Source organism: Burkholderia sp. lig30, assembly GCF_000687455.2.
Classification (GTDB): domain Bacteria; phylum Pseudomonadota; class Gammaproteobacteria; order Burkholderiales; family Burkholderiaceae; genus Burkholderia.
The window spans coordinates 51,419-76,598 of record NZ_JGVW01000067.1 but is presented as its reverse complement, the minus strand read 5'-3'; the positions used below and the strand labels follow the sequence as shown (position 1 = coordinate 76,598).

The window sequence follows — 25,180 nt, the reverse complement described above, 5'->3', positions numbered from 1 at the left end:
AGATTAAGCATCCAGGAAAATTCTCATGGCTATCGTAGAAGTCAAAGTTCCCCAGCTTTCGGAGTCGGTTTCGGAAGCCACCATGCTCCAGTGGAAGAAGAAGCCCGGCGAAGCCGTCGCGCAGGACGAAATCCTGATCGAACTCGAAACCGACAAGGTCGTGCTCGAAGTGCCGGCACCGGCTGCCGGCGTGCTGGCGCAAGTGCTGCAGAACGACGGTGACACCGTGGTCGCGGATCAGCTGATCGCGACGATCGACACCGAAGCGAAGGCGAGCGCCGCCGACGCGCAGCCGGCTGCTGCTGCTGCCGCGCCGGCGCCGGCACCGGCCGCGCAACCGGCCGCTGTCGCCGCGTCGAGCTCGGCGAGCGCATCGCCGTCCGCCACCAAGCTGATGGCCGAGAAGGGCCTGTCGGCAGGCCAGGTCGCAGGCTCGGGCCGCGACGGCCGCATCACGAAGGGCGACGTGCTGTCCGCCGGCACGGCGCCGGCGAAGGCCGCTCCGGCCGCAGCCGCCAAGCCGGCGCTGCCGGAAGTGAAGGTGCCGGCGTCGGCGACGACGTGGCTCGGCGACCGTCCGGAGCAGCGCGTGCCGATGTCGCGCCTGCGTGCGCGTATCGCCGAGCGTCTGCTCGAGTCGCAGCAGACCAACGCGATCCTGACGACGTTCAACGAAGTCAACATGCAGCCGGTCATGGATCTGCGCGCGAAGTACAAGGACAAGTTCGAGAAGGAACACGGCGTGAAGCTCGGCTTCATGTCGTTCTTCGTGAAGGCGGCCGTTCACGCGCTGAAGAAGTTCCCGCTGGTGAACGCGTCGATCGACGGTAACGACATCGTCTACCACGGCTACTTCGACATCGGTATCGCCGTTGGCTCCCCGCGTGGCCTGGTGGTGCCGATCCTGCGCAACGCCGACCAGCTGAGCCTTGCGGAGATCGAGAAGAAGATCGCCGAGTTCGGCCAGAAGGCGAAGGACGGCAAGCTGTCGATCGAGGAAATGACGGGCGGTACGTTCTCGATCTCGAACGGCGGCGTGTTCGGCTCGATGCTGTCGACCCCGATCATCAACCCGCCGCAGTCGGCGATCCTGGGTGTGCACGCGACGAAGGAGCGTCCGGTCGTCGAGAACGGCCAGATCGTGATCCGTCCGATCAACTACCTGGCGATGTCGTACGACCACCGGATCATCGACGGCCGCGAAGCGGTGCTGTCGCTCGTCGCGATGAAGGATGCGCTCGAGGATCCGGCACGTCTGCTGCTCGACCTGTAAGCCAAGCCACCCGCATTGAACCGTTCCGCACGGGCGCGCGACACCGCGCGCCCGTGCGGCGCCACAAGAAAAAAGGATTGCCATGTCCAAGGAATTTGACGTCGTCGTGATCGGCGCAGGCCCCGGCGGCTACATCGCCGCGATCCGCGCCGCTCAACTGGGCAAGACCGTTGCCTGTATCGAAAAGTGGAAGAACCCGGCCGGCGCGCTGAAGCTCGGCGGCACCTGCCTGAACGTCGGCTGCATTCCGTCGAAGGCGCTGCTCGCATCGTCGGAAGAGCTCGAGAAGACCCAACACCATCTCGCCGACCACGGCATCACCGTCGGCGACGTGAAGATGGACGTCACGAAGATGCTCGGCCGCAAGGATGCGATCGTCGAGAAGATGACGGGCGGCATCGAGTTCCTCTTCAAGAAGAACAAGATCACCTGGCTGAAGGGCCACGGCAAGTTCACCGGCAAGACCGACGCCGGCGTGCAGATCGAGGTCAGCGGCGAGGGTGAAACCGAAGTCGTCACCGCGAAGAACGTGATCATCGCGACGGGCTCGAAGGCGCGTCACCTGCCGAACATCCCGGTCGACAACAAGATCGTCGCCGACAACGAAGGCGCGCTGTCGTTCGACTCGGTGCCGAAGAAGCTCGCCGTGATCGGCGCGGGCGTGATCGGCCTCGAGCTCGGCTCGGTGTGGCGCCGCCTGGGCGCCGAAGTGACGGTGCTCGAAGCGCTGCCGGCATTCCTCGGCGCGGCTGACGAAGCGCTCGCGAAGGAAGCGGCGAAGCTGTTCAAGAAGCAGGGCCTCGATATCCATCTCGGCGTGCAGATCGGCGAGGTGAAGACGGGCGCGAACGGCGTGTCGATCGCGTATACCGACAAGGACGGCAACGCGAAGACGCTCGAAGCGGATCGCCTGATCGTGTCGGTCGGCCGCGTGCCGAACACCGACAACCTCGGTCTCGAAGCGATCGGCCTGAAGGCCAACGAGCGCGGCTTCATCGACGTAGACGACCACTGCCGCACGGCGGTGCCGAACGTCTACGCGATCGGCGACGTGGTGCGCGGACCGATGCTCGCGCACAAGGCCGAGGACGAAGGCGTGCTGGTCGCTGAAGTCATCGACGGCCAGAAGCCGCACATCGACTACAACTGCGTTCCGTGGGTGATCTACACCTCGCCGGAAATCGCATGGGTCGGCAAGACGGAACAGCAACTCAAGGCGGAAGGCCGCGAAATCAAGAGCGGCAAGTTCCCGTTCTCGATCAACGGTCGCGCGCTCGGCATGGACGCGCCGGAGGGCTTCGTGAAGATGATCGCGGACGCAAAGACCGACGAGCTGCTCGGCGTGCACGTGATCGGGGCGAACGCGTCGGACCTGATCGCGGAAGCCGTGGTCGCGATGGAGTTCAAGGCGGCGTCGGAAGACATCGCCCGCATCTGTCATCCGCACCCGTCGCTGTCGGAAGTGATGCGCGAGGCGGCGCTCGCCGTCGACAAGCGCTCGCTGAACAGCTAAGCGCGCACGAAGCGCCGGCCTGCCGGCCGGCGCTGCCGTAACACGACGAAGGCGGGCGGGGTTTCCCGCTCGCCTTCGTGCTTTCCGGTTTGCCTGATGAACGTCACCGAATACTACGACCGCGAGCTGGTTACGCGCGGCTACCGTACCGACCCCGCGCAGCGCGCGGCCATCGAGCGCCTGCAGCGCTGCTACGACGAATGGGTCGCGTACAAGGCGCGCCGTTCGAACGCGTTCAAGAAGCTCATCATTCGTCCGGACCTGCCGCGCGGCGTCTACATGTGGGGCGGCGTGGGGCGCGGCAAGAGCTTCCTGATGGACAGCTTCTATGCGGTCGTGCCGGTGCAGCGCAAGACGCGCCTGCACTTCCACGAATTCATGCGCGAGGTTCACCGCGAACTGGAGGAGCTGAAAGGGCAGGCCGACCCGCTCGACGAGCTGGCGCTGCGCATCGCGAAGCGCTACCGGCTCATCTGTTTCGACGAATTCCACGTGTCGGACATCGCCGACGCGATGATCCTCTATCGTCTGCTCGACCGTCTGTTCGCGAACGGCGTGCAGTTCGTCATGACGTCCAATTACGATCCGGACGACCTGTATCCGGACGGCCTGCATCGCGACCGCATGCTGCCGGCGATCGCGCTCCTGAAGGCGCGTCTCGACGTGCTCAACGTCGACGCGGGCGTCGATTATCGCCAGCGGACGCTCGCGCAGGTGCAGATGTATCACACGCCGCTCGGGGCGGCAGCGGACCGCGCGCTGCGGCATGCGTTCGCGCAGCTCGCGGCGGTGCCGGACGAAAGCCCGATCCTCCATATCGAAAAGCGCGAGCTGAAGGCGCTGCGCCGCGCCGACGGCGTCGTGTGGTTCGATTTCGCGACGCTGTGCGGTGGTCCGCGTTCGCAGAACGATTACCTGGAACTCGCGAGCCGTTTTCATGCGATCGTGCTGTCGGACGTGCCGCAGATGTCGCCGCGGATGGCGTCGGAGGCGCGCCGCTTTACCTGGCTCATCGACGTGCTGTACGACCACAAGGTCAAGCTGCTGATGTCGGCGGCAGTACCCGCCGCGGATCTGTACGTCGAGGGCCCGATGGCCAACGAATTTACCCGCACCGTGTCGCGGATCGTCGAGATGCAGTCGAAGGAGTATCTCGAGACGCCGCGCCGCGTGGTTGATACTTCGTTGACCTGAGCGGGCGGCGCCGTTCAATTGTTGAATCCCGTTAAATTCGGTCAAGTCAGTCGCATCTCGTTTCAGTTTCGGATTGGTCTTATATTCAATGCGAATGCGAGTCGATATCGTTGTGTCATGGTTCCTCAGGTTGGAGAAATTCATGACACCGTATCGCGATCTTACCGACGACGAGTGGCAGTGCATCGTGCCGCTGCTGCCGGAATTGCGCCCGCGCGCCGAGCTGCGCGGGCGGCCGCTCGCCAACACGCGAGCGGTGCTGAACGGCGTGCTCTGGGTCATCTATAGCAGTGCGACCTGGTCGGCGATGCCGCGCCGTTACCCGTCGTATCAGACCTGCCATCGCCGTTTCAAGTTGTGGCATGAAACGGGCACGCTGAAACAGGTGCTTCGTACGTTATATGGCGAAGCAGGCGAGAATCTGTGCGACACGCTTGCCGCGCGGATGCGCAACCACGTGAATTCGAAGGCCGCTGAAGTACGCAGCCTGACGATGCCGGTGCACGCGGCGGTGCCGGGTTATGCGTCGGAGGCGCTGAGTCCGGCGGCGTGACGGCCTGCCTCCGTTCCCGCCGCAAAATGAAAATCGGCCTGACGACGATGTCGCAGGCCGATTCGTTCTGGCGCGGGCACAGGCGCAGGCGGTTATTGCTGGCGGACCCAGGTTTGCGAGCGGCCGAGCAGCGACACGCCGATGTAGCCGCGCACGACGAGCTTCTGGCCGGCCTCCTCGAGTGTCATCTTGCACTTGTAGACCTTGCCGTTCTCCGGGTCGAGGATGTTGCCGCCGTCCCACTTGTCGCCGTCCTTCTTCATCGCCTTGATGATCGTCATGCCCTTGATCAGCTGGTCCTTGCGCTCGTCGGTGCAGGCGGAGCAGCGGCGGTCGGGCGTGTCGTTTTCGCCGAGACCCTTGACGACCTTGCCGGACAACGCGCCATTCGCGTCAGCGGTGATCTGCACGAGCGCCTTCGGCTTGCCGGTGCTGTCGTCGATCGTTTGCCAGGTGCCGAGCGGGCTGTCCGTTTGCGCGAACGCGTGAGCGGCGCACGCGAGCAGCGCGCCGGCGACGGCGATCGAGCGCAGCGGGCGAGTGAGTTGAACCATCGTCTTCCTCCTTGTATCGCATTGTCGTATTCGAGCCGCTCGCGCGGCCGTCTGCATCGGACGGCGTCATCTCGCGAGCTGCCTGCAGAATACGTGAAACCGGGCGGTGCGTCTGATAGAGAAGACTCTAATCGAATCAGCCCGCGGCGGCGGGCTGCCGAGGGCACGATCAGTTCAGCTGGTACGAGAACGCGGCGTTGACGCGCGGGCTGCGCGACGCGCTTTCGATCGGCGCGTCGCCCACCGGTTTCGCGATGGACAGGTCGAGGTTGTAGAAACGGCCGTCCGACAGGCGCACGCCCACGCCGACCGACGCCAGCCGGTTCGGCGCCGGCGTGCCGCTGTGCAGATAGACCCGCGCCATGTCATAGGCGATGTAGGGCGTGATCGTCTTCAGGTACGTGAATCCGGGCGCGAATGCGCGATTGATCTCGACCGACATCGCCCATCCGGAATCGCCGGACGTTTCGCCCGGCTGATAGCCGAGCGCGTAACGTTGCGCGCCGAACGAGATCTGCTCGGACGTCGGCAGCGAGTCCGGGCTGTACTGGCCCGTCAGTGACAGCGAGGTGCCGATCTTGAACGGCCATTCGTTGGTCTGCGTGACCGTCGCACTGGTGCGCACGAACGTCAGCGAGACAGGGTTGGTCGCGGTCGCGCCCGGTGTGCTGATATCCGCGGACTTCGACGCGCCGAGGATATCGAATGCCTTCGCGACGTTGAGGCTCAGCTTCCGCACCTGCCCGGGTTCGACATTCGTGTAGTCGAGCTGCATCTGCAGCACGCGCACCTGCGAACGCATGCCGAGGCTCGCATCGGTGATGTCGTTGTGGTACCTGTCTTCGTTGTGCGCCGCATAGCCGGACATGGTGCCGAGCAGGCTTCGCTGGTTGCTCAGCAGCAGTGGATAGGATGCCGAAAGACCGAGTTTCTCGTTGACGACGGTGCGCTTGACGTACGACGGCAGGCCGGGGTTGTCGACCGGGTTGCCGCGATAGTGAGAGGCGTCGACGCGGGCGACGAGGCCATTGCTGCCGATCGGCACGGCGCCGCTCAGCGCGACATAGGTCTGGTTGTCGCGTCCCTTCGGCAGCAGTGCGGAAATGCTCATTTGCTCGCCGAGCGAGGTCAGCCCGCTTTCGGTCGCGGTGACGAGGCCCTGTACGCCCGGATGATTGAAGTCGATCCCGGTGCCGATGTTGAACGGCTTGCGGTCGACGTTCAGTTCGAGCGTCGTCGCGCCGTCGGTCGTCTGCGGCGGCGGCACGTTCGCCTTGACCGCGACGCCGGGCAGCAGGCCGAACGTGTTGACGTAGCGTTCGAACGTCGCGCGACGCAGCGGGCGGTCTGCCGTGATGTGCTCGGCGATCGCGCGTATCTTCGATTCCATTGCGCCGGGCTTGCCGGTGACCTTCACGTCCGCGACATAGCCTTCCACGACCGTCACGCGCACGACGCCGCCTTCGAATGTCTGCGCGGGAATGAAGGCGAACGACAGCGCGTAGCCGCGCTCCTGGTAGAGCTTCGTCACGCCGTTGGCGGTCTCGATCAGGTCGGCGATCGTGATGTCCCTGCCTGCCAGCGGCGTGAAACGGCGCGAGATCTCCTCGAACGGCACCGACTTGACACCTTCGACCTGGAACGTGGCCGGCGTCAGGTGGCGGGCGAGCAGGGCCTGCAACGGCGGGACTTGCGGCACGACCTGCACGGTCACGTTCGGCTCTTTTTGCGGCGCATTGATCTGGGGGAGGGATTCGAGCGGGTTGCCGGCTGCGCGTGTCTGCGCATGCGCGACGCCTGCGGCTGCCGTGAGAGCGAGCAGCATCGTCCATGCATCGAGTCTGGATGTCATTGTTATTCCTCGTTGGCCTTATTGTTCTTGTCTTCTGGTTTTTGCGCGCGGCACTCCGGGTGCCGCGCGTCGCGTGCCGCGATACTGCTCGTCATGACACATGACGTGCGTTCGCTCCCGCTGCGAGCGCGCGTCGTTCGTGCTTACTTGCCCACCCCGCCGAGTGCGCCGAGCAGCCCGGTCACCGGTGCGAGCAGGCCGGCAGCGTTGCCCGTCGACGCCGTGCTCGTGCCGCCGGCGAGCGCCGTGACCGGCGCGAGCACGCTCGACGTCCCACCGCTGCCCGTCGCGCCGCCCAACGCGCCGGTGACAGTATTCAGCAAACCGGTGACGGGCGTGAGCGGGTTTGCACTACCGGTGCTGCCCGCTGCGCCGCCGAGTGTGCCGGTGACGGTCGATTCCAGCCCGGTGACGGGAGCGAGCAGGTTGCTGCTGCCCGCCGCGCCGCCGAGCGTGCCGGTGACGGTTGATACCAGCCCCGTGATGGGCGCGAGCGGATTGCTGCCGCTCGTGGTGCCGACCAGGCCCGTGACCGGCGAGAACGCGGTGCTCGCGCCGCCCGAGACGGCGCTGCCGCCCGGCGCGTTCGGTGTGATGCCGAGCGGGGTCGAGCCGAGGCCCGACAGCAGGCCGCCGAGCGGATTGATCGTGCCCGAGCCGGCGCCGGAGCCGGACGGCGAGCCACTCTGCACGGTGGCCGTCGAGCCGCCGACGAGGCTCGTGATCAGGCCTGGGATCGGCGCTACGCCGTTGGGGCCGTTCGGGTTGACGAGGCCGCCCGCGTTGGTCACCGTATTGCCGACCGCCGTCACGAGCTGGCCGACATCGCCGACGAGCGGTTGCGACGCGCTGCCGCTGACCTTGGTGCCTGCCGAGCTGATCGCACCGCCGATCTGGCCGAGCAGGCCGGACACGGGTTGGCCGAGGCCGGTGGTCGTGCCGACGGTCTGGGTGATCTGGCCGGCGGTGATCACGAGCGGCGTGACCAGTGAGCTGACCGGTTGCGTGACCTGTTGCACCGGTCTGGACGACAGCGCCGAGCCGAGGGTCGTGCCGGCCGCGCCGAGGCCGTTGGCGACGGTGTCGAGCACCGTGCCGACTGGTGTCGTGACCGGCGCGAGCGGCGACAGCGGACCGCCGCCGAGCGCCTTCACGGTCGCGCTCAGGCCTGCGGCGGTGTTGCTGGTCGCACCGACGACGTTGCCGAGACCGGCGACTGTCGTGCCGACCGGATTGGCGGTCGAGCCGATCTGTCCGAGCCCGTTGCTGATCGCGTCGGCTGCCGCATTGAGAACGGTGCCGGTGCCGGAGACGGTGCTGCCGACGCCTTGCGTCACGCCGTTGCCCAGCCCGGGCACGTTCGTGCTGCCGATCGTGCTGCCGAGGGTCGAGGCCGCCTGGCCGACCGTCGTGACGGCGCCGATGGTGCCTGACGACGAGCCGCTCGAGCTGCCGTCGTTCGTGCCGCTGGTGTTGTTGCTCCCGGTGGTGCTGGCGGACGGAGCCGTGACGCCGCCGCTGCCGCATGCGGCCAGCATGCAGGCAACAGCCATTGCCGTGAGAGGCGCGCGCCACTGACGGCGCGCCGCCGACGAAAGATTACGCTGCTGGGACATGATTGCCTCCTCGCTGTCCTGTCGATGGATGGGGCGCGGAATTTACTTGGTCCGGCCACCGAGCAGGCCGCCGACCAACGATGTGACGGCTCCGAGCGGATTCGACGACGCACCCGTGGAACCGCTGAGCGCCGAGCCGCTCGACGTCGCGCCACTGACCGTGCCGGTCACGTTGGAGGCCACGGTGGTCACCGGTGCGAGTGCGCTGCCGCCCGTTGCGCCCGTGATCGCGCCGGTCGCGCCGGAGAGGAGGCCGGTGACGGGGGCGAGCAGGCTGGAGCCGCTGCTGCCCGTTGCGCCCGTGAGCGTGCCGGTCACGCCGGAGAGGAGGCCGGTGACGGGGGCGAGCGGGCTGGAGCCGCTGCTGCCGGTTGCGCCGGTGAGCGCGCCGGTCAAGCCGGAGAGGAGGCCGGTGACGGGGGCGAGCGGGTTGGAGCTGCTGCTGCCGGTTGCGCCGGTGAGCGCGCCGGTCACGCCGGAAAGGAGGCCGGTGACGGGGGCGAGCGGATTGGTGCCGCTACCGCCCGTTGCGCCGCCGAGCGCGCCGGTCGCGCCGGAGAGAAGACCGGTGAGCGGTGCGAGCGGATTGGTGGTGCCCCCCGTCAGCAATCCGCCGACCGAGCCGACGGTGCCGCCCACTGCGGACACGGTGTTGCCGAGACCGGTCGTAACCGGGTTGCCGCCCTTCGATGCGATCAGCGCGCCGGCCTGGTTCAGGCCGTTGCCGAGCGTGCCGAGCAGTGTATTGACCGGCGTGCCGAGGCCGGTCGTGGTGCCGACCGTCTGGGTGGTCGTGCCGACCATCGTCGTGATCGGCGTGATCGCCGAGCTGAGCGCTTGCGTGACTTGCTGGACCGGGCCGGTCGACAGCGCATTGGCAAGCGTCGTGCCGCCGCCGGTGACAGCATTGCCGACCGTCGCGACGAGGCCGCCGACCGTCGACGTCACGGGGGCGAGCGGAGAAAGCGGACCGCTGCCGAGGCTCGTGACGAGGTTGCCGGTCTGGGTCACGGCGCCGCCGAGCTGGCTGACTGCGCTGCCCGTGCTGGCGAGCGTGGTGCCGAGCGGGTTGTTCGTCGCGCCGAGCTGGCCGAGACCGTTGCCCAGGCCATTGCCGAGCGCGGATACGGCGCCGCCGACGCTTTGCACGACGCCGCCCAGTGCCTGCGTCGTCTGCGGGTTGACGCCCGGCAGCGTCTGGCTGCCGATGACGCTGCCGAGGCCCGAAACGGTCGAGCCCGCACCCGTCACGACGTTGCTGCTGCCGGCCAGGACGTTGCCCAGTGCGTTGGACGACACACCCGACGTGCCGCTGGTGCTTCCACTGGTGTTGCCGCTCGTGGTTCCGCTGGTACTGCCACTGGTGCCGCCGCCAGTGCCGCCGCCAGACGTGCCGCTCGTGCCCGACGAGCCGCCGGAACTGGAAATGGCGCCGCCGCTGCTGTCGGTGCTCGTGCTGTCGAGACCCTTGCTGATGGTGCCGGAACCGCCGCATGCGGAGAGGGAGAGCATGGCTGCCACGGTGGCCGAGATCAGAGTCGTCCGGAGCGTGCCATGGGTGATTGCCTGAATGTCCATTTCGTCCTCGCATTAGCTGTGTTGTGTTGAGTGCTGCGCGGACTACTCTGCAACTGTCGTGCCATTTCAATGATTGGGTGCCGGTAAATTCACCTGATACCAGATGATTCCTTATTGGAAAAGGCGTCAGGGGAATTGAAAGAATGTTGAAAATCGCCAGATGGACGGAAGCAAGCGTGAATTTCGCCCGCTTGTAACGTAACGTCATACGTGAAGCGTTACGCGAGCGACGTAACGTGCCGTTCCAGCGAAGGGCGCGCCGCTCGATTCGTCTGTTTTATAGGTGGATTAGATGTTCGAATCTAACCTATCGTAAATCCTATGTGTTGCCGGGGACGTAACGCCGTACAAAGTTGCATCGTCGAAAACAAAACATCTGATGAAAATTGTTAAAAGAGGTTTGAGCTGTTACGGAGTTGGAGATAAGATCGGCAGCAATGCGAGTTCCGTATGATAAGTACCCGACGTTAGAGGAGGGTTATTGGCGCGAATGTCAACTTGCATCAGTTCATGATATGTCCCGCCAGGGGCGGGCTATAAAGAAGCTGCCGCCGCACGTTCCCATACGTGGCGTTGCGCGGCGCGGGCCGGAGGTGCCGGGCGCACACGGGCGGCCTGAGACAATAGTCATACACAGGCACGAGGAAAAAAATGAAAGCACTGTTGCATCGCTTCCTGAAGGAAGAAACCGGGGTAACCGCGATCGAATACGGTCTGATCGCGGGTCTGATCTCTGTTGTCATCATCACCAGCGTCTCGAGTATCGGCACCAGTGTCACCTCGCTGTTTACGAAGATAGCCAACCAGTTGCAGCAAGCCGCCAGCTGATTGTTGTGTTCCGTTGTCGCAGTGAGCGAGTCGTTTCGGCGACTCGCTCGCGTCTGCGTTCGCGTTGGGGCATGACATGGCACGTCTTTTCAGCATCGGTTTCTTTCTGGCCTGGGTGACGCTCGTTGCCGCCGGCGATATTCGCTTTCGACGCGTCGCGAATTCGCTTGTCGTCGCGGGTTTGATTGCGGCATTTTCAAGCACATTTGCCAATGCAAATCCATTTGGTGTTTTCCCGAATCAGGCGTTGATCGGCATGCTCGTCGGTTTCGCCGGCCTTTTCCCGTTTTTCGCCTTTCGCGTAATGGGAGCGGCCGACGTAAAGGTATTTGCCGTGCTTGGTGCGTGGTGCGGCGTCCATGCGTTGCTTTGGCTTTGGGTCGTCGCGAGCCTCGCGGCCGGCGCGCATGCGCTCGGGCTGATCGCGCTGTCGCGTACGTCGCCCGGTGCGCTATGGCGGCGCGGCGCGCCGGCGTTCGCGCTCGGCGGACATCGTTCGACACCGTATGCCGCGTGTCTGGCGGTGCCGGCAGCCGTCTGGCTCATGCATCTGGTGGTGTCGGGGAGCGTGCGATGAGCAGGCCGGTGCAGAGGCGGTCGCGGCAGCGTCAACGGGGGGCGACGGCAGTCGAGTTCGCGATGGTGTTCCCGCTGTTTTTCCTGATTTTCTACGCGATCGTCACGTTCGGGCTGATCTTCGCCGTTCAGCAGAACCTGACGCTTGCGGCGACCGAAGGCGCGCGGGCGGCGTTGAATTACATCCATGAGCCGAGCGGGTCGCAGGCACAGGCGCTGACGGACCGGGCAAACGCGGCACGCACCGTCGCGCAGAATTTCACGAAGTGGCTGCCGAACGTGAGCGTGCCTCCGCCCGCGTCGTCGGCGTGCAGCTATGACCCGTCGATGTATTGCGTGACCGTCACGGTGACTTACCCGTATTCGCAGTCCCCGTTGATTCCGGCGTTGCCGCTGCTCGGTTTCGTGTTGCCGAACACATTGGCCAGTTCGGCGACCGTGCAGCTCAATCCGGCCAACATCATATGACGCACGGCACGCGGCGCGGAACCTGCGCCAGGCCATGAAAGCGACGTGACACCGATACCAACGAAGACCGAGTCAGCATTTTTGGGCGGCACAGAATATTCACCATGGCCAACAACATGACCAAGATCATCGCCGGGCTGTTGATCGCAATCGCCGTGCTTCTGGGCATCTATGCGTGGATGCTCGGGCGCGGCCAGGCCCAGCCGGCCATCGCGGCCGCGCCCCAGGCCGCCGCCGCCAAGGCGGTGCCGATGGTGGTCGCGGCCCGCCTCTTGCCGGCCGGTCAGCCGATTACGGCCGATGCGCTGAAAGTCGAGCAGACGCCGGTGCTGCCGACGGGCGCATTCAGCGATCCGGCCTCGCTCGTCGGGCGCTTGCCCGCGAGCGACATCATGGCCGCATCGCCAGTGCTGGCCGCTGCACTGACGTCCGGGCTTGCGGATCTGGTCGCGCCCGGCGAGCGGGCGGTGGCCGTCAAGGTCGACGAGACCAATGCGGTCGGCAATCGCCTGCGGCCCGGCAACTTCGTCGACGTGTTCATGAACCTGAAGCGCGAGGGCGGCGGGTTCGGCCAGTCGAGCGCGGAAATCCCGCGCTCGCAGGCGCGTCTGCTGCTGTCGAAAGTGCGCGTGCTGGCGTTCGGCGATGCGACGCCCGATCGCGATGGCGTATCGGGCCCGACGGGCAGCGCGCGCACCGTCGTGCTGTCGGTGCCGACCGCGCAGATCGATGCGCTGACGCTCGCCGAGGCGAGTGGCCGCCTTACGCTCGCGCTGCGCAATCCGCGCGACGACGAGACGGCGGCGCAGACGGTCGCGATGCGCGCGGCGAACGGCCTCGCGCCGTCGGCGGTCGCCGCCGCCGGAATGATGCTCGACGAGCTGGCCGCGTCGCGCGCGGGCCCTCCCCGTGACGTCCGCGCGCCGCGCCCGGTGGCGCCGGCCCGGCCGGGCGGCGGCATCGAAGTGATTCGCGGCGGGCGAGTCGAAACGGTCGCCTATTGAACGAAACGAGCAGTCATCGAGAGCAGCGACGGAAGGAGAGGGCCGGTCGACGGTCACCGACATAATGAAGAACACACTGATTGCATTCGCGATTGCCATCTGGGCCATGACATTCGCGTCGCTGGCCGCCGCCGCCGGCACGCACGGCGCGATCGAGCTTGCGGTCGGCGCCCAGCGCCAGATCGCCACCGGCCGCGCGTTGCAGCGGATCGCGGTCGGCGACCCGTCGGTCGCCGACGTGCTGATCGTGAAGGGCGCGCGCGCGGGCACCGTGCTGCTGGTCGGGAAGGCGCCCGGCGCGACGAACGTGATGCTGTGGGAGCGTGGCCATGACGAGCCGGTGGCGTGGAACGTCAGCGTCGTCAGCGCGGCCGCGCAGGCCGTGCGCGACGGCTCGACGCCCGACGTGAAGGCGTATGGCGACGCATCGGTGCTGAGCGGCGCGGCGGAGACGCTCGACGGGCACGAACGCGCCGTCGCGGTCGGCAAGAGCATGAGCGGCAAGGACGGCACGATCGTCGACGCGTCGACGGTCGGGGACAAGAACGTCGTGCAGGTCGACGTGCGCGTCGTTGAGTTCAGTCGTTCGGTGCTGAAGCAGGCCGGGCTGAATTTCTTCAAGCAGAGCAACGGTTTCTCGTTCGGTTCGCTGGCGCCGGGTGGGCTGCAGGGCTTCAACGGTTCGTCGCAGTCGACGAGTTCGGCCGCCGCGTCGGGTCCGGGAACGCTGTCGTATATCCCGACGCTCGTCACGCCGATGGCGTCCGCGTTCAACCTGGTGGTGAACGCGGCGGGCCGCGGAATCTTCTCCGACATCTCGATCCTCGAGGCGAACAATCTCGCGCGGGTGCTCGCGCAGCCGACGCTGGTCGCGCTGTCCGGGCAAAGCGCGAGCTTCCTCGCGGGCGGTGAAATCCCGGTGCCGGTGCCGCAGGCGCTCGGTTCGACGGCGATCCAGTGGAAGCAGTACGGCGTCGGCCTGACGCTCACGCCGACGGTGCTGGGCGCGCGCCGCATCGCGCTGAAGGTCGCGCCGGAGTCGAGCCAGCTCGACTACCTGCACGGCGTGACGATCAACAGCGTGTCGGTGCCCGCGATCACGACGCGCCGCGCCGACACGACGGTCGAGCTGGGCGACGGCGAGAGCTTCGTGATCGGCGGGCTGGTCGATCGCGAAACGATGTCGAACGTCGACAAGGTGCCGTTCCTCGGCGACCTGCCGGTTCTCGGTCCGTTCTTCAAGACGCTGAACTACCAGCAAAGCGACAAGGAGCTGCTGATCATCGTCACGCCGCATCTGGTGGCGCCGATCGCGAAGGGGGCGTCGTTGCCGGCCACGCCGGGCGAGTTGTCGGAACAGCGCAACGGCCCGGTCTGGCGGTCGTATCTCGGCGGCATCGCGTCACCGGACGCGGCACCGGGGTTTTCGAAATGAGCGCAGTGCATCATGCGCGGCAGCGTGCCGACGCGCCGCGCGTAACCGGGGGGCTTCAACATGAATGCTCGAACCGATTCGTTGGCTGAGCCTGCCGTGACCGACTATTTCGTGTGCGCGTCGCTGCACGACAGGCACGTCGGCTGGCTGGCCGAGACGCTGGTGTCCGCCGGCGCGGTCGAGGCTGCGCCGTACGACCCGACGGCGCTCGCCCAGCGCATTGCCGGACTGAACCCGACCCTCGTCTTCATCGACTTTTCCGGCGAACACGCGGCGCTGGCGAGCACGGCCGCCGCGGCGGTGCGCGCCGCGCATCCCGGGCTGCCGGTCGTCGCGCTCGGCTCGATCGCCGAGCCGGAAAGCGCGCTCGCCGCGCTGCGCGCCGGTGTGCGCGACTTCGTCGACATCTCCGCGCCGGCCGCGGATGCGCTGCGCATCACGCGCGGCCTGCTCGACAACGTCGCCGAGCCGGCGAGCCGCCACGGCAAGGTCGTCGCGCTGCTCGGCGCGCGCGTCGGCATGGGCGTGAGCACGCTGGCCGCGAACCTCGCGGTGTGGCTGCAAAAGCACGGCGCGGCAGAGGCGTCGGCGGGCGCCGCGGGGCACGACCGCCACGACCGGCATACGGCACTGGTCGATCTCGGCCTGCCGGCGGGCGACGGCGCGCTGTTTCTCAATACGCGCTGCGAGTTCCACTTCGTCGAGGCCGTACGCAATCTGCGCCGTTTCGACCGCACGTTCGTCAACACCGCGCTGGCCCGTCACGCGAGCGGCGTCGCGCTGACGGCATTGCCGCCGAATCTCGCCGATCTGCGCGACGTGTCGTATGCGTCGTGCGTCGGCCTGCTCAATCGCCTGCGCGCGTTCTTCGACCAGCAGGTCGTCGATCTCGGCGGATTCTCCAACCGCGAGTTCGTCGCGCAGGTCGCCGCGTCAGCGGACGAGGCATGGCTCGTCTGCGACCAGGGCGTCGCGTCGATCGTCTCGGCGGTCGATCTGCTCGAGGGCTTGCGCGACGCGGGCGTCGACACGGCACGCGTGCGTCTCGTCGTCAATCAGTATCACCCGGCGCTCGGCCTCACGCCGGCGCAGATCGCCGAACGTCTCGGGCTTCCGCTGCTCGCGACGCTGCCCGCACGCCGCGTGGCGATCGGCCATGCGGCGAACCAGGGGCGCCTCATCGTCGATCTGACGGAGCGCGATCCTTACGTGCGCGCGATCGAACCGCTCGCCCAGCGACTGATCGGCGCGGCCGCGCCGCGTGCCGCGTCGGGCCTTTCCGCGCTCAAGCGCTTCATTCACCCTTCGTCCAGGCGGTCGTAAGCGATGGCACACGACATTCAATTCGCCGACGGCGCAGCGCCGTTTCCGCAGACGCAGCAATTTCACGACATCAAGAATGCCGCGCACGAGCATTTGCTGACACGTATCGAGGAGCTCGGCGCCGAATTCGGGCGCTGGTCGCGGCAGGCGATCAACCAGTTCGTCGATCTGGAGATCGACAGCTTCGTGCGCCTGCGCCGCATCCCGCTCAACGAGAACGAGGTGCGCGCGATCGCGGAGGCGCTGACGAAGGAGCTGGCAGGGTTCGGGCCGATCGAGGACCTGCTCGCCGATCCGTTCGTCGAGGACATCCTGATCAACGGCTACAGCGACGTCTACGTGTCGCGCCACGGCGTGCTGTCGAAACTGCCGGTGCGTTTCACCGACAACGCGCATCTGCTGCGGATCGTCCGGCGCATTCTCGCGCCGATCGGTCGCCGTCTCGACGAATCGAACCCGATGGTCGACGCGCGGTTGCCGGACGGCGGGCGCGTGAACGTCGTGATCGAGCCGCTGTCGATCGACGGGCCGGTCGTGTCGATCCGGAAATTCCGCAAGGACCCGCTCAAGCCGTCCGACCTGCTCGGCAACGGCACGTTCAACGCGGAAATCGCCGCGCTGCTCGAGGCCGCGGTCGCCGCGCGCTGCAACGTCCTGGTGTCGGGCGGCACGAGTTCGGGCAAGACCTCGCTGCTCAATGCGCTCGCCTTCCACATCCCGGAGCCCGAGCGTGTCGTGACGATCGAGGACACGGCCGAACTGTCGCTCAACCACCCGCACGTCGTGCGGCTCGAGAGCCGGCCGGGTGGTTTCGACGGCACCGGCGTCGTGACGATCCGCGATCTGCTGCGCAACACGCTGCGGATGCGGCCCGACCGCATCATCGTCGGCGAAGTCCGCGGCGGCGAAGTGCTCGAAATGCTGCAGGCGATGAACACCGGCCACGACGGCTCGATGGGCACGGTGCATGCGAGCTCGCCGCGCGAGTGTCTGTACCGCCTCGAGATGCTCGCCGGCTTCGCGGGCTTCCAGGGCACCGAATCCAGCCTGCGCCGCCAGATCGCGAACGCGGTCGATTTCATCGTGCAGATCGGCCGACTGTCGAACGGGCGGCGGCGCATTCTGTCGATCACGGAAGTCACGGGGCTGTCCGACAACATCATCGCGACGCAGGAACTGTATCGCTATGAGGCGCGCGTGACGCAGGAGGGGGAGGAACTCGACCACTGGGAATCGCTCGGCATCCATCCGCACTCGCCGAAGCTCGCGCGCTTCCGCCAGACGCTGTCGGGCGGCGGTTTAGGTGCGGCCAGCTTCGGTGCGGACAGCTTCGGCGGCTTCGGGCGCGGCGGCGGGGGCTTCAATGTTTAGCGTCGCGATCTGGGCGCTTGCGCTCGCGCTGGTGTGCGTCGCGGGAGCGCTGATGCTGTGGCGGCACGGCGAGATGAAGCGGGAGCGCGTGGACGCGCAGCGCTTCATCGACAGCCGGATCGAGCCGGCCCCGCGCGTGGCGGCGCCGGCACATGGCGCGCCCGCCGGCACGCGCCCGGCGCCACACGTGTCGGGTGCATCGGGTGCATCGGGTACATCGGGTACATCGGGTACATCGGGTGCGGCGCGCTGGCGCGACGCGTTCGCCGAATACCGGTCCCATTTCGTCAGCCGCTCGGGGATCGAGGATGCGCGCGGCAAGGCGCTGCTTGCCATGACGGCGCTGGTGTCGCTCGCGTTGGTGGCGGGCAGCCAGGGCGGCCTGCTGGCGAGCGCCGCGGCGCTCGCGGGCGGCATCGCGCTCCTTACGTTCTGGCTCGTGTCGCGCATCCAGCGCCGCCGTTTGCGGATCATTCGGCAACTGCCATCGTTTCTCGACGGCATCGTGCGGCTCGTGACGCTCGGCAACAGCGTGCCGGCCGCGTTCCAGGCCGCGCTCCTGACGACCGACGCACCGCTGCGCGGCTGCCTCGATCATGTGTCGCGGATGCTGCGCACGGGTGTCGAAATCGATCGCGCGATGCTGCACGTCGCGCATGTCTATCGCACGAAGGAATTCGAGCTGGTCGGCTCGGTGCTCCGGCTGTCGGTGAAATACGGCGGGCGCGCGGACGTGATGCTCGACCGCATGTCGGTGTTCATGCGCGATCTCGAACAGGCCGAGCGCGAACTGGCGGCGATGTCGTCGGAAACACGCCTGTCCGCCTGGGTGCTGGCGCTGCTGCCGGTTGCGATCGGCGGTTTCGTGGTCGCGACCAATCCCGCGTATCTCGACACGATGTGGCACGACCGTACCGGGCAGCGTTTCCTTTATCTGGCTGCCGGGCTGCAGGCGGCGGGTGGCGCGTGGCTCTATCGTATGGCCCGGCTCAGGTGATGCGATGACATCCAGTCAACTCGGATCGATTGCACTGGCGCTCGCCGCGCTCGGCGTGCTGCTCTTCGGCCTGCTGGCGCTGCTGCGCGCGAGCGACACGACGCGCAGCGCGCGGGCGCTCGCCGATGCGCTCGACCGGCGCGCCGCCGCGCTCGAGGCCGCCGGCGTGCGGGCCGCGCAGGACGCGGACGGGGCCCGGCAGAAGGGCGATGCGCCGGCCGGCGGCGCGCGGCGAACGCGCGTGTCGGCGCTGCTCGAGCGTGTGTCGGCGACCGGAATGCGCTGGCTCGACACGCGCGTCGGCCAGTACGCGGTGGCCGGCGAGGACCGCCGCCTGCTCGAGCAGTGCGGATACCTCGACGCGCGCACGCGCGGCCTGTTCCTGAGCGCACGGCTGGCCTGCGCGCTGATCCTGCCGATGGTGCTCGCCGCAGTCGGCGGTGCGCGCCTGAACGGCGGGCAGTGGCTGTCCGGCATGTTCGTGGCGTTCGCGCTCGGCTTCATGCTGCCGAAGATCCATGTCCGGCGTCGCGCGGCGGCGCGCCGCCGCTGCGTCGACGACGAGCTGCCGCTCCTCGTCGACATGCTGCGTCTGTTGCAAGGCGTCGGGCTGTCGCTCGACCAGAGCATCCAGGTCGTGACGAACGACTTCAAGGGCATGATGCCGGTGCTGTCGTCGGAGATGGGGCTCGCGCAGCGGCAATTCGCCGCCGGGCGCACGCGCGAGCAATCGCTGCAGCGGCTTTCCGCCGGGTTCGACAACGAGGACCTGCGCGCGATCGTGCGGCTGATGATCCAGGTCGACAAGCACGGCGGCGCGGTGCAGGAGCCGCTCAAGCAGTTCGGCGACCGCCTGCGCGAGACGCGCCGCGCGATGCTGCGCGAGCGCATCGGTCGCCTCACCGTGAAGATGACAGGCGTGATGATCGTCACGTTGCTGCCGGCGCTGCTGATCGTGACGGCCGGCCCCGGCATGATCGCGGTGCTGCACGCGCTGAGCGACGCGCAGCGCTGAGTCGACGGACGTAAGGAAAAGAACATGAAGCGATACGGGGAAATGGCGAGGCGGGCAGGCACGGTGTCGGTCGTGCTGCTCCTGGGCGCGTGCGCGCCATTCAAGGAAAGCGGATACGGCATCGGCGCGCAGGCGGAACGCGCCGCGCTGATGCAGGCGGCCGACCAGAAGCAGGCCGTGCCTGATACGCCCGGCATGTATCTCGGCCTGATCGAGCGGATGCAGGCGCAGGGGCTCTATTACGCGTCGCTGGCGCACATCGATGCGTACGAGAAACAGTACGGCGCGTCGCCCGACACGATCCTGCTGCGTGCCGATGCGTTGCGCGCGACCGACCAGCCGGCCGCCAGCGCGTCCGCCTATGCCGAGTTGCTGAAGACGCCGCTCGCGGCGCGCGGCTATCGCGGGCTCGGTCTGATCGCCGGCGCGGCCGGCGATTTCAGCCGGGCGTCGCAGGCGCTGTCGCAGGCGTCCCTGCTCGCGCCGACCGACGCGTCGATGCTGTCCGATCTGGCGTACGCGAAACTGCGCTGCGGCGACGTTCAGGGCGCCCGCGTACCGCTGATGAAGGCGGTCGAGCTGGATCAGAACAATCCCAGGATCATCAGCAACCTGGCGATCTATCTGCTCGCGTCAGGCCGCCCGCACGACGCGCAGTCGCTGATGAACGAGCAGAAGCTGCCGGCGGAGATCCGCAACGACATTCGCAACGACGCGATCCGGATCGGCGCGGCGTCCTACACGTGGCGGCGGACCGCCGCCGTGCCGGCGCCCGCCGGCGCACAGCAGGCCACGGCCGTCGCGGGCGGCCAGGCCGTAGACCCGACCGCGCCGCTCCTGCAGCGGTTCGCGCAACGACAAGACACCCGGGGGAACTAGCATGAACGGCTACAGGACAACCGTCCGGCGCGGCGCCGCGTTGCTCGCGCTGATCGGCGCCGCCACGGCGACGGTCGCATATGGCGAGGAGCGGGCGCCGCGCGCGTCCGACGTCGGCGGATCGACCGACGCATGGCTCGCGCTGCAGCGCGACAACCGCGCGGCCGGCCCGGCACTGCCGATGCTGGGCGACGCCGCGTCGCTTGCGTATCAGCGCTATCTCGACTCGTTCAGGAACAAGATTCCGGCGTCGATGGGCTCGCCGCTGAATCCGGACGGCGCCGGCCAGTCGCCCGGCAGCCAGTCGTCCGGCGGGCAGGGCGCATCGCAATACTGAGGCAGCGATGAGTCCGTCCCGCTCTCCTGCCTTCCGCACGCTCCGACGCGTTCCGCCGCGGGCGCGGCGCCAACGCGGCGCCGCGTCCATCCTGGCGGCCGTCTGGGCGCTCGTCGCGATCGTAGCGCTGGGCGCGATCGACATCGGCAACGTGTTCTTCACGCGGCGCGACCTGCAGCGCGTGGCGGACGTCGCGGCGCTCGCGGCAGCCCAGCGCATGGACGACCAGTGCGCGCAGCCGGTCACGACCGCGAATGCCAATGCTGCATCGAACGGCTTCAACCCGCAGGCGTCGGGCCAGTCGCTGTCGATCGTGTGCGGACGATGGGACGTGTCGGCCAACCCGACCCCGCCTTATTTCGCCGCTGCGTCCGGCCAGCTGAACGCAGTGCAGGTGACGGTCACGAAGCAGGTGCCGTACTTCTTTTTCGGGCCGGCGCGCACGGTGAGCGCGACGTCGACCGCGAAGGCGGCCAATCCCGACGCATTCACGATCGGCACGTCGCTCGTGTCGTTGCAGAACGGTTTGCTGAATTCCGTGCTCGGCGCGCTGCTGGGCGCGAATCTCAACCTGACGGCCGTGTCCTATCAAGGACTCGCGACGACGCAGATCTCGCTGCAGGATCTGGTCGTCGCAGCGGGCGTCGGGACGGTCGACCAGCTGGCGAACGTGTCGGTCACGGCCGGGCAGTTCGCGCAGTTGCTGGTCAACGCGCTGTCGCGCACGCAGGTCGCCAACGTGAACGCGAGCGTGGCCAGCGGCGCGCTGCAGACGATCGTGTCGCTGGCGACGGGCGGCGCCAGCCTGAACGTGCTGAGCAACGGTTCGACGCCCGGCGTGCTCGCGATCGGGCTCGCGAACAGGCAGGCCGCGGCCGACGCGCGGATCAACCTGCTCGACGCGGTGATGGTTGCGGCCGAGGTCGCGGCGGCGAACGCGGCCGCAAGCGGACAACCGCCGATCAACGTGAACACCGGCATCAACCTCGGCGTGCTGAACGCGACGCTGCAACTGCAGATCGTCCAGCCGCCCGTGATGGCGATCGGCGAGGGCGGCCGCACGCCGGCGGGCGTCTGGCGCACGCAGGCCAGCACCGCGCAGGTACGGTTGTTCCTGAACGTCGATCTCGGGACGACGGGCAATTTCGAGCCGGGATTGCTGAGCCCGCTGTTCCCGGTGGTCGCGCTGCTCGGCGCGCTGTTCCAGCTGGACGTGCACCTGCCGCTCTATCTCGAGGTGTCGCCCGGCACGGCGTGGCTTCAGTCGACGAGCTGCGCGCCGACGAAGGCGGCCAGCCTCGCGGTGGTCGGCGTGCAGACCGGGCTCGCGAATCTGTGCGTCGGCGACGCGCCCACCGGCATGACGGCGACGACACAGTTCAGCTGCCCGAATCCCGCGACGCTCGTGAGCGTCGGCGTGCTCGGGCTGCCGCCGCTCCTTCAGGTCAAGGCCAACGTGGCACTGCCCGCGATGGTGCCAGCCAGCAGCGCCACGACAATGGTATTCCACGGTGATACGGACTATTACCAGTCGACCAACTCGAACGCGGTCGGCTCGGTGCTGACGAACGCGCTGTCCGGCGTCGCGCAAAGCCTCGCGGCGCCCAACGGGCTCGCACTGTACGTGGCGGGGCTGGCGATTCCGGTCGGGACGCTGCTTGCGCCTGTCGTCGGGCTGCTCACGGCGGCGCTGTCCCCGTTGCTCGCCGCGCTGGACCAGGTGATCGTGCCGCTGCTCAACCTGCTCGGTGCGCAGATCGGTAGCGCGACCGTACACAACGTATCGCTGACGTGCGGCGTCGCGCAAATCGTGAATTAGAAGAAATCCAGGCCAATCAGATGAGAACCACGCCCGCTATTGAAGAGCTCGACCTGTACGTCTGGGAAGGCAAGGCGGACATTGTCGACCGCGTCGCCCGGTGCATGGCGAGTTTCGACGTCGAAGTGATCCGCGCCGACAACGCCGAAATCTCGCCAGAGCGCACCGCGATGCGGTCGTCGCTCGCGATCATCAGCGTGACGATGATCGAAAGCGGCGCAGCCTTCCTGCGCGACTGGCAGGCCAACATCGGCATGCCGGTCGTATGGGTCGGCGCGGCGCGCGATAACGACCCGTCGCAGTATCCGCCCGAGTATTCGCATGTGCTTCCGCTCGACTTCACCGGCGCGGAACTGCGCGGGATGGTCGGCAAGCTCGCCGCGCAACTGCGCGCGCACGCAGCCAAGACGCAGCGGCCGAGCGAGCTCGTCGCGCACTCGGTGTCGATGAAGGCGCTGCTGGGCGAGGTCGACACGTTCGCCGACTGCGACACCAACGTGCTGCTGCACGGCGAAACGGGCGTCGGCAAGGAGCGCATCGCGCAACTGCTGCACGACAAGCACTCACGCTACCGTCTCGGCGAGTTCGTGCCGGTCAACTGCGGCGCGATTCCGGACGGCCTGTTCGAATCGCTGTTCTTCGGCCACGCGAAAGGGTCGTTCACCGGCGCGGTTGTTGCGCATAAAGGTTACTTCGAGCAAGCCGCGGGCGGCACATTGTTTCTCGACGAAGTCGGCGATCTGCCGCTCTACCAGCAAGTCAAGCTGCTGCGCGTGCTCGAGGACGGCGCGGTGCTGCGGGTCGGCGCGACGGCGCCGATCAAGGTCGATTTCCGTCTCGTTGCGGCGAGCAACAAGAAGCTGCCGCAACTCGTCAAGGACGGCCTGTTCCGCGCCGACCTGTATTACCGGCTCGCGGTGATCGAGCTCGGCATTCCGTCGCTGGAGGAGCGGGGGGCGGTCGACAAGATCGCGCTGTTCAAGTCATTCGTCGCGCAGGTGGTCGGAGAGGGCCGGCTCACGGAACTGCCGGAGCTGCCGTACTGGCTCGCGGACGCGGTGGCCGACAGCTACTTTCCGGGCAACGTGCGCGAGCTGCGCAACCTGGCCGAGCGTGTCGGCGTGACGGTGCGCCAGACGGGCGGCTGGGACGCCGCGCGCCTGCAGCGCCTGATCGCGCACGCGCGCAGCGCCGCGCAGCCGGTGCCGGCGGAGAGCGTGGCCGAGGTGTTCGTCGATCGCAGCAAGTGGGATATGGCCGAGCGCAGCCGCGTGATTGCGGCACTCGACGCGAACGGCTGGCGGCGCCAGGACACGGCGCAGCAGCTGGGCATCAGCCGCAAGGTGTTGTGGGAAAAAATGAGGAAATACCAGATTTTCGATGAAAAGCCCGAAGCACGCGAAACTGAGTAATAATGCGATGTTTGCTGGAACAATTACAACGAGTCGGTGCGGGAAATCACTTCATGATCCAAATGACGGGGTTGGGGCGGGCGAGCGTCATGTTCGCCATGATTGTGGGAATGCAGGGCGCACAAGCGCAAGGGGTGGCAGGCGGCGACGCAGCGCCGCAACCGGTTCAGCCGGCATCGGCGGTCGTCACCGCGACGCCGCCGGTTGATACACAGGTTCAGCCGGGCGAGTCGACAGGCCCGAGCACGGTCGACGAACTGCAGCGCCTGATCCAGGCGCACGAGCTGACGGAAATGCGCACGACCTATAACGGCAGCTACGGCGCGAGCCTGCTGTTCAATGTCAAGGACGGTGCGTATTACGTCACGCTGTTCCAGCAAAAGGCATTCTGGCGCGTGATCAAGACGTCGAACGAGGCGAGGGCGGAAGCGATCTATCGCGATTTCGCGCATAACGCCGCGCATCTGGCGACGAACGAATTGCGCGCGGCGAAGCTGGAGGCGCAAAAGGCACAGACGGATCGCATGATCGAAGTGACGCAGGCACGCGCACGCCGGCTTCAGGCGGACTTGAGCATTGCGCGCGAGCAGCAGGCCGCGGTGGCCGATCGCCAGAAGGCGGCGCGCAACGAGACGGTCGCGCTGCAGGCGCAAGAGGCGCAACTGCAATCGCAATTGCGGACGTTGCGTCACCAGGTGCACTCGTTGCAGCGGGAGGCTGATGCCGGCCTGCCGGCGGCGCGATGAACTGACGGTGGCTGGCGCGGCAACATGCCGCGCCAGCCGCGCAAAGAAAAAAGGGCAAGCCGTCTGGCTTGCCCTTTTGCTTTTTACTGGCCGTCCGGCACGATCGGCCGGCGGCGGCGTGTGACGATGACGGGACCGTTGCTGCTGCGCGGTTCCGTCGATGCGGGCGCGGACGGCTCGCCAGCGTCGCGCGGCGCGCTGTATGCATCACGCTGTGCGCCGTAAGCGTCACGCGGCGCGCCATAGGTGTCGCGCGGCGCGGCGTCGTCACGCGGCGGGCGGGAGCCGCCATGCGAGCCGTACGGGCCGTGCCCGCCACCCTCGCGGCCACCGCTGCGGCCGCCGGGGCCGCCAGTACGCGGGCCGCGCGGGCCGCCGCCGCCGGGGCGGGCGCCGCCGGTATCGAGCTGGATGGTCGAGATCGCGCGCTTGTAAATGCCTTGCAGACCCACGGGGGTGCGCAGCATCACCAGATACTGGTCGAACGACTCGATGCATCCCGTCAGGCGAATGCCGTTGACGAGATAGATTTCAACGCGCTTACGTTCCTTGCGCGCCGCATTGATGAAGTCGTTTTGCGGATGGGATTCTGCGGGATTGGCCATTGAGATGCGGCAGGAGCCGGCGTCAGAAAATATGTTGTGCGTGTGTGCGTAGCGTGGAAAACGCAAGGCGATCGGCACGATTTTACCCTGTTCGATCCCGGCGCGTACGCTTGCGTTTGTGTCCAGCCGTTACCCACTATAGACGCTCGCGGACGTTTGCGCGATTCGGCCGAATGGCCGGCGCCAACATTGTTACGTTGCGTTACGTCTCTCGCATTGCGGTTGCACCTGG

23 protein-coding genes are annotated in these 25,180 nt (G+C 67.2%); 18 read left to right on the top strand and 5 right to left on the bottom strand.

Annotation, left to right across the window (positions count from 1 at the left end; all coding sequences use genetic code 11):
* Window positions 1–25 precede the first annotated feature (25 nt).
* The 4 genes from odhB (at window position 26) to LIG30_RS09570 (ending at window position 4,533) form a co-directional block, all read left to right on the top strand.
* Window positions 26–1,273, top strand: a complete 1,248-nt coding sequence (gene odhB, locus LIG30_RS09585; protein WP_038711606.1) for a 2-oxoglutarate dehydrogenase complex dihydrolipoyllysine-residue succinyltransferase — start codon at window positions 26–28, stop codon at window positions 1,271–1,273.
* Window positions 1,274–1,355: 82 nt separating this feature from the next.
* Window positions 1,356–2,786: a dihydrolipoyl dehydrogenase gene (lpdA, locus tag LIG30_RS09580; protein WP_038711604.1), complete on the top strand. Its 1,431-nt coding sequence runs from the start codon at window positions 1,356–1,358 to the stop codon at window positions 2,784–2,786.
* A 96-nt stretch (window positions 2,787–2,882) separates the two neighbouring features.
* Complete coding sequence (zapE, locus tag LIG30_RS09575) at window positions 2,883–3,980, top strand: cell division protein ZapE (RefSeq protein WP_038711603.1); 1,098 nt, start codon at window positions 2,883–2,885, stop codon at window positions 3,978–3,980.
* 142 nt (window positions 3,981–4,122) lie between these two features.
* Complete coding sequence (locus LIG30_RS09570) at window positions 4,123–4,533, top strand: transposase (protein WP_038711600.1); 411 nt, start codon at window positions 4,123–4,125, stop codon at window positions 4,531–4,533.
* Between the two features lie 92 nt (window positions 4,534–4,625).
* Here LIG30_RS09570 and LIG30_RS09565 read toward each other — a convergent pair whose 3' ends face one another.
* The 4 genes from LIG30_RS09565 to LIG30_RS09550 form a co-directional block, all read right to left on the bottom strand.
* Entirely contained in the window at window positions 4,626–5,087 is a 462-nt protein-coding gene (locus tag LIG30_RS09565; protein WP_038711598.1) for a DUF2147 domain-containing protein, read from the bottom strand.
* Window positions 5,088–5,256: 169 nt separating this feature from the next.
* A complete protein-coding gene (locus tag LIG30_RS09560; protein ID WP_038711596.1) occupies window positions 5,257–6,939 on the bottom strand; it encodes a ShlB/FhaC/HecB family hemolysin secretion/activation protein in 1,683 nt (560 codons plus the stop codon).
* 143 nt (window positions 6,940–7,082) lie between these two features.
* Window positions 7,083–8,555 carry a collagen-like triple helix repeat-containing protein gene (locus LIG30_RS09555; RefSeq protein ID WP_038711595.1) on the bottom strand — a complete coding sequence of 491 codons (1,473 nt, stop codon included), beginning with the start codon at window positions 8,553–8,555 and terminating at the stop codon, window positions 7,083–7,085.
* A gap of 42 nt (window positions 8,556–8,597) precedes the next feature.
* Window positions 8,598–10,133, bottom strand: a complete 1,536-nt coding sequence (locus tag LIG30_RS09550) for a collagen-like triple helix repeat-containing protein (RefSeq protein ID WP_038711593.1) — start codon at window positions 10,131–10,133, stop codon at window positions 8,598–8,600.
* A gap of 651 nt (window positions 10,134–10,784) precedes the next feature.
* Here LIG30_RS09550 and LIG30_RS09545 point away from each other — a divergent pair.
* From LIG30_RS09545 to LIG30_RS09480, 14 genes are all read left to right on the top strand, one after another.
* Window positions 10,785–10,961, top strand: coding sequence for a Flp family type IVb pilin (locus tag LIG30_RS09545; RefSeq protein ID WP_038711592.1), 177 nt, complete (start codon window positions 10,785–10,787; stop codon window positions 10,959–10,961).
* Window positions 10,962–11,037: 76 nt separating this feature from the next.
* Entirely contained in the window at window positions 11,038–11,538 is a 501-nt protein-coding gene (locus tag LIG30_RS09540; protein ID WP_038711590.1) for an A24 family peptidase, read from the top strand.
* Window positions 11,535–12,005 carry a TadE/TadG family type IV pilus assembly protein gene (locus LIG30_RS09535; protein WP_038711588.1) on the top strand — a complete coding sequence of 157 codons (471 nt, stop codon included), beginning with the start codon at window positions 11,535–11,537 and terminating at the stop codon, window positions 12,003–12,005. Before LIG30_RS09540 ends, LIG30_RS09535 begins: the two co-directional genes overlap by 4 nt.
* Window positions 12,006–12,109: 104 nt before the next feature.
* Complete coding sequence (gene cpaB / locus LIG30_RS09530; RefSeq protein ID WP_038711586.1) at window positions 12,110–13,009, top strand: Flp pilus assembly protein CpaB; 900 nt, start codon at window positions 12,110–12,112, stop codon at window positions 13,007–13,009.
* Between the two features lie 64 nt (window positions 13,010–13,073).
* Complete coding sequence (locus LIG30_RS09525; RefSeq protein WP_038711584.1) at window positions 13,074–14,444, top strand: type II and III secretion system protein family protein; 1,371 nt, start codon at window positions 13,074–13,076, stop codon at window positions 14,442–14,444.
* A 60-nt stretch (window positions 14,445–14,504) separates the two neighbouring features.
* A complete protein-coding gene (locus LIG30_RS09520) occupies window positions 14,505–15,767 on the top strand; it encodes a fimbrial protein (protein WP_038711582.1) in 1,263 nt (420 codons plus the stop codon).
* A 3-nt stretch (window positions 15,768–15,770) separates the two neighbouring features.
* A complete protein-coding gene (locus LIG30_RS09515; protein WP_038711581.1) occupies window positions 15,771–17,138 on the top strand; it encodes a CpaF family protein in 1,368 nt (455 codons plus the stop codon).
* A complete protein-coding gene (locus LIG30_RS09510) occupies window positions 17,131–18,135 on the top strand; it encodes a type II secretion system F family protein (RefSeq protein ID WP_038711580.1) in 1,005 nt (334 codons plus the stop codon). Before LIG30_RS09515 ends, LIG30_RS09510 begins: the two co-directional genes overlap by 8 nt.
* Window positions 18,136–18,139: 4 nt before the next feature.
* A complete protein-coding gene (locus tag LIG30_RS09505) occupies window positions 18,140–19,150 on the top strand; it encodes a type II secretion system F family protein (RefSeq protein ID WP_038711577.1) in 1,011 nt (336 codons plus the stop codon).
* A 24-nt stretch (window positions 19,151–19,174) separates the two neighbouring features.
* Window positions 19,175–20,029, top strand: coding sequence for a pilus assembly protein (locus LIG30_RS09500; RefSeq protein ID WP_038711575.1), 855 nt, complete (start codon window positions 19,175–19,177; stop codon window positions 20,027–20,029).
* Between the two features lies 1 nt (window position 20,030).
* A complete protein-coding gene (locus LIG30_RS09495; protein WP_038711573.1) occupies window positions 20,031–20,366 on the top strand; it encodes a DUF3613 domain-containing protein in 336 nt (111 codons plus the stop codon).
* Window positions 20,367–20,373: 7 nt separating this feature from the next.
* Window positions 20,374–22,185 carry a TadG family pilus assembly protein gene (locus LIG30_RS09490; RefSeq protein WP_083493973.1) on the top strand — a complete coding sequence of 604 codons (1,812 nt, stop codon included), beginning with the start codon at window positions 20,374–20,376 and terminating at the stop codon, window positions 22,183–22,185.
* Window positions 22,186–22,205: 20 nt separating this feature from the next.
* Window positions 22,206–23,597, top strand: coding sequence for a sigma 54-interacting transcriptional regulator (locus tag LIG30_RS09485; protein WP_038711572.1), 1,392 nt, complete (start codon window positions 22,206–22,208; stop codon window positions 23,595–23,597).
* A gap of 53 nt (window positions 23,598–23,650) precedes the next feature.
* A complete protein-coding gene (locus LIG30_RS09480) occupies window positions 23,651–24,343 on the top strand; it encodes a DUF2968 domain-containing protein (protein ID WP_038711570.1) in 693 nt (230 codons plus the stop codon).
* Window positions 24,344–24,426: 83 nt separating this feature from the next.
* On the opposite strand, the gene hfq is transcribed toward LIG30_RS09480, so the two are convergent.
* Window positions 24,427–24,948: an RNA chaperone Hfq gene (hfq, locus tag LIG30_RS09475; RefSeq protein WP_038711568.1), complete on the bottom strand. Its 522-nt coding sequence runs from the start codon at window positions 24,946–24,948 to the stop codon at window positions 24,427–24,429.
* Between the last annotated feature and the right edge of the window lie 232 nt (window positions 24,949–25,180).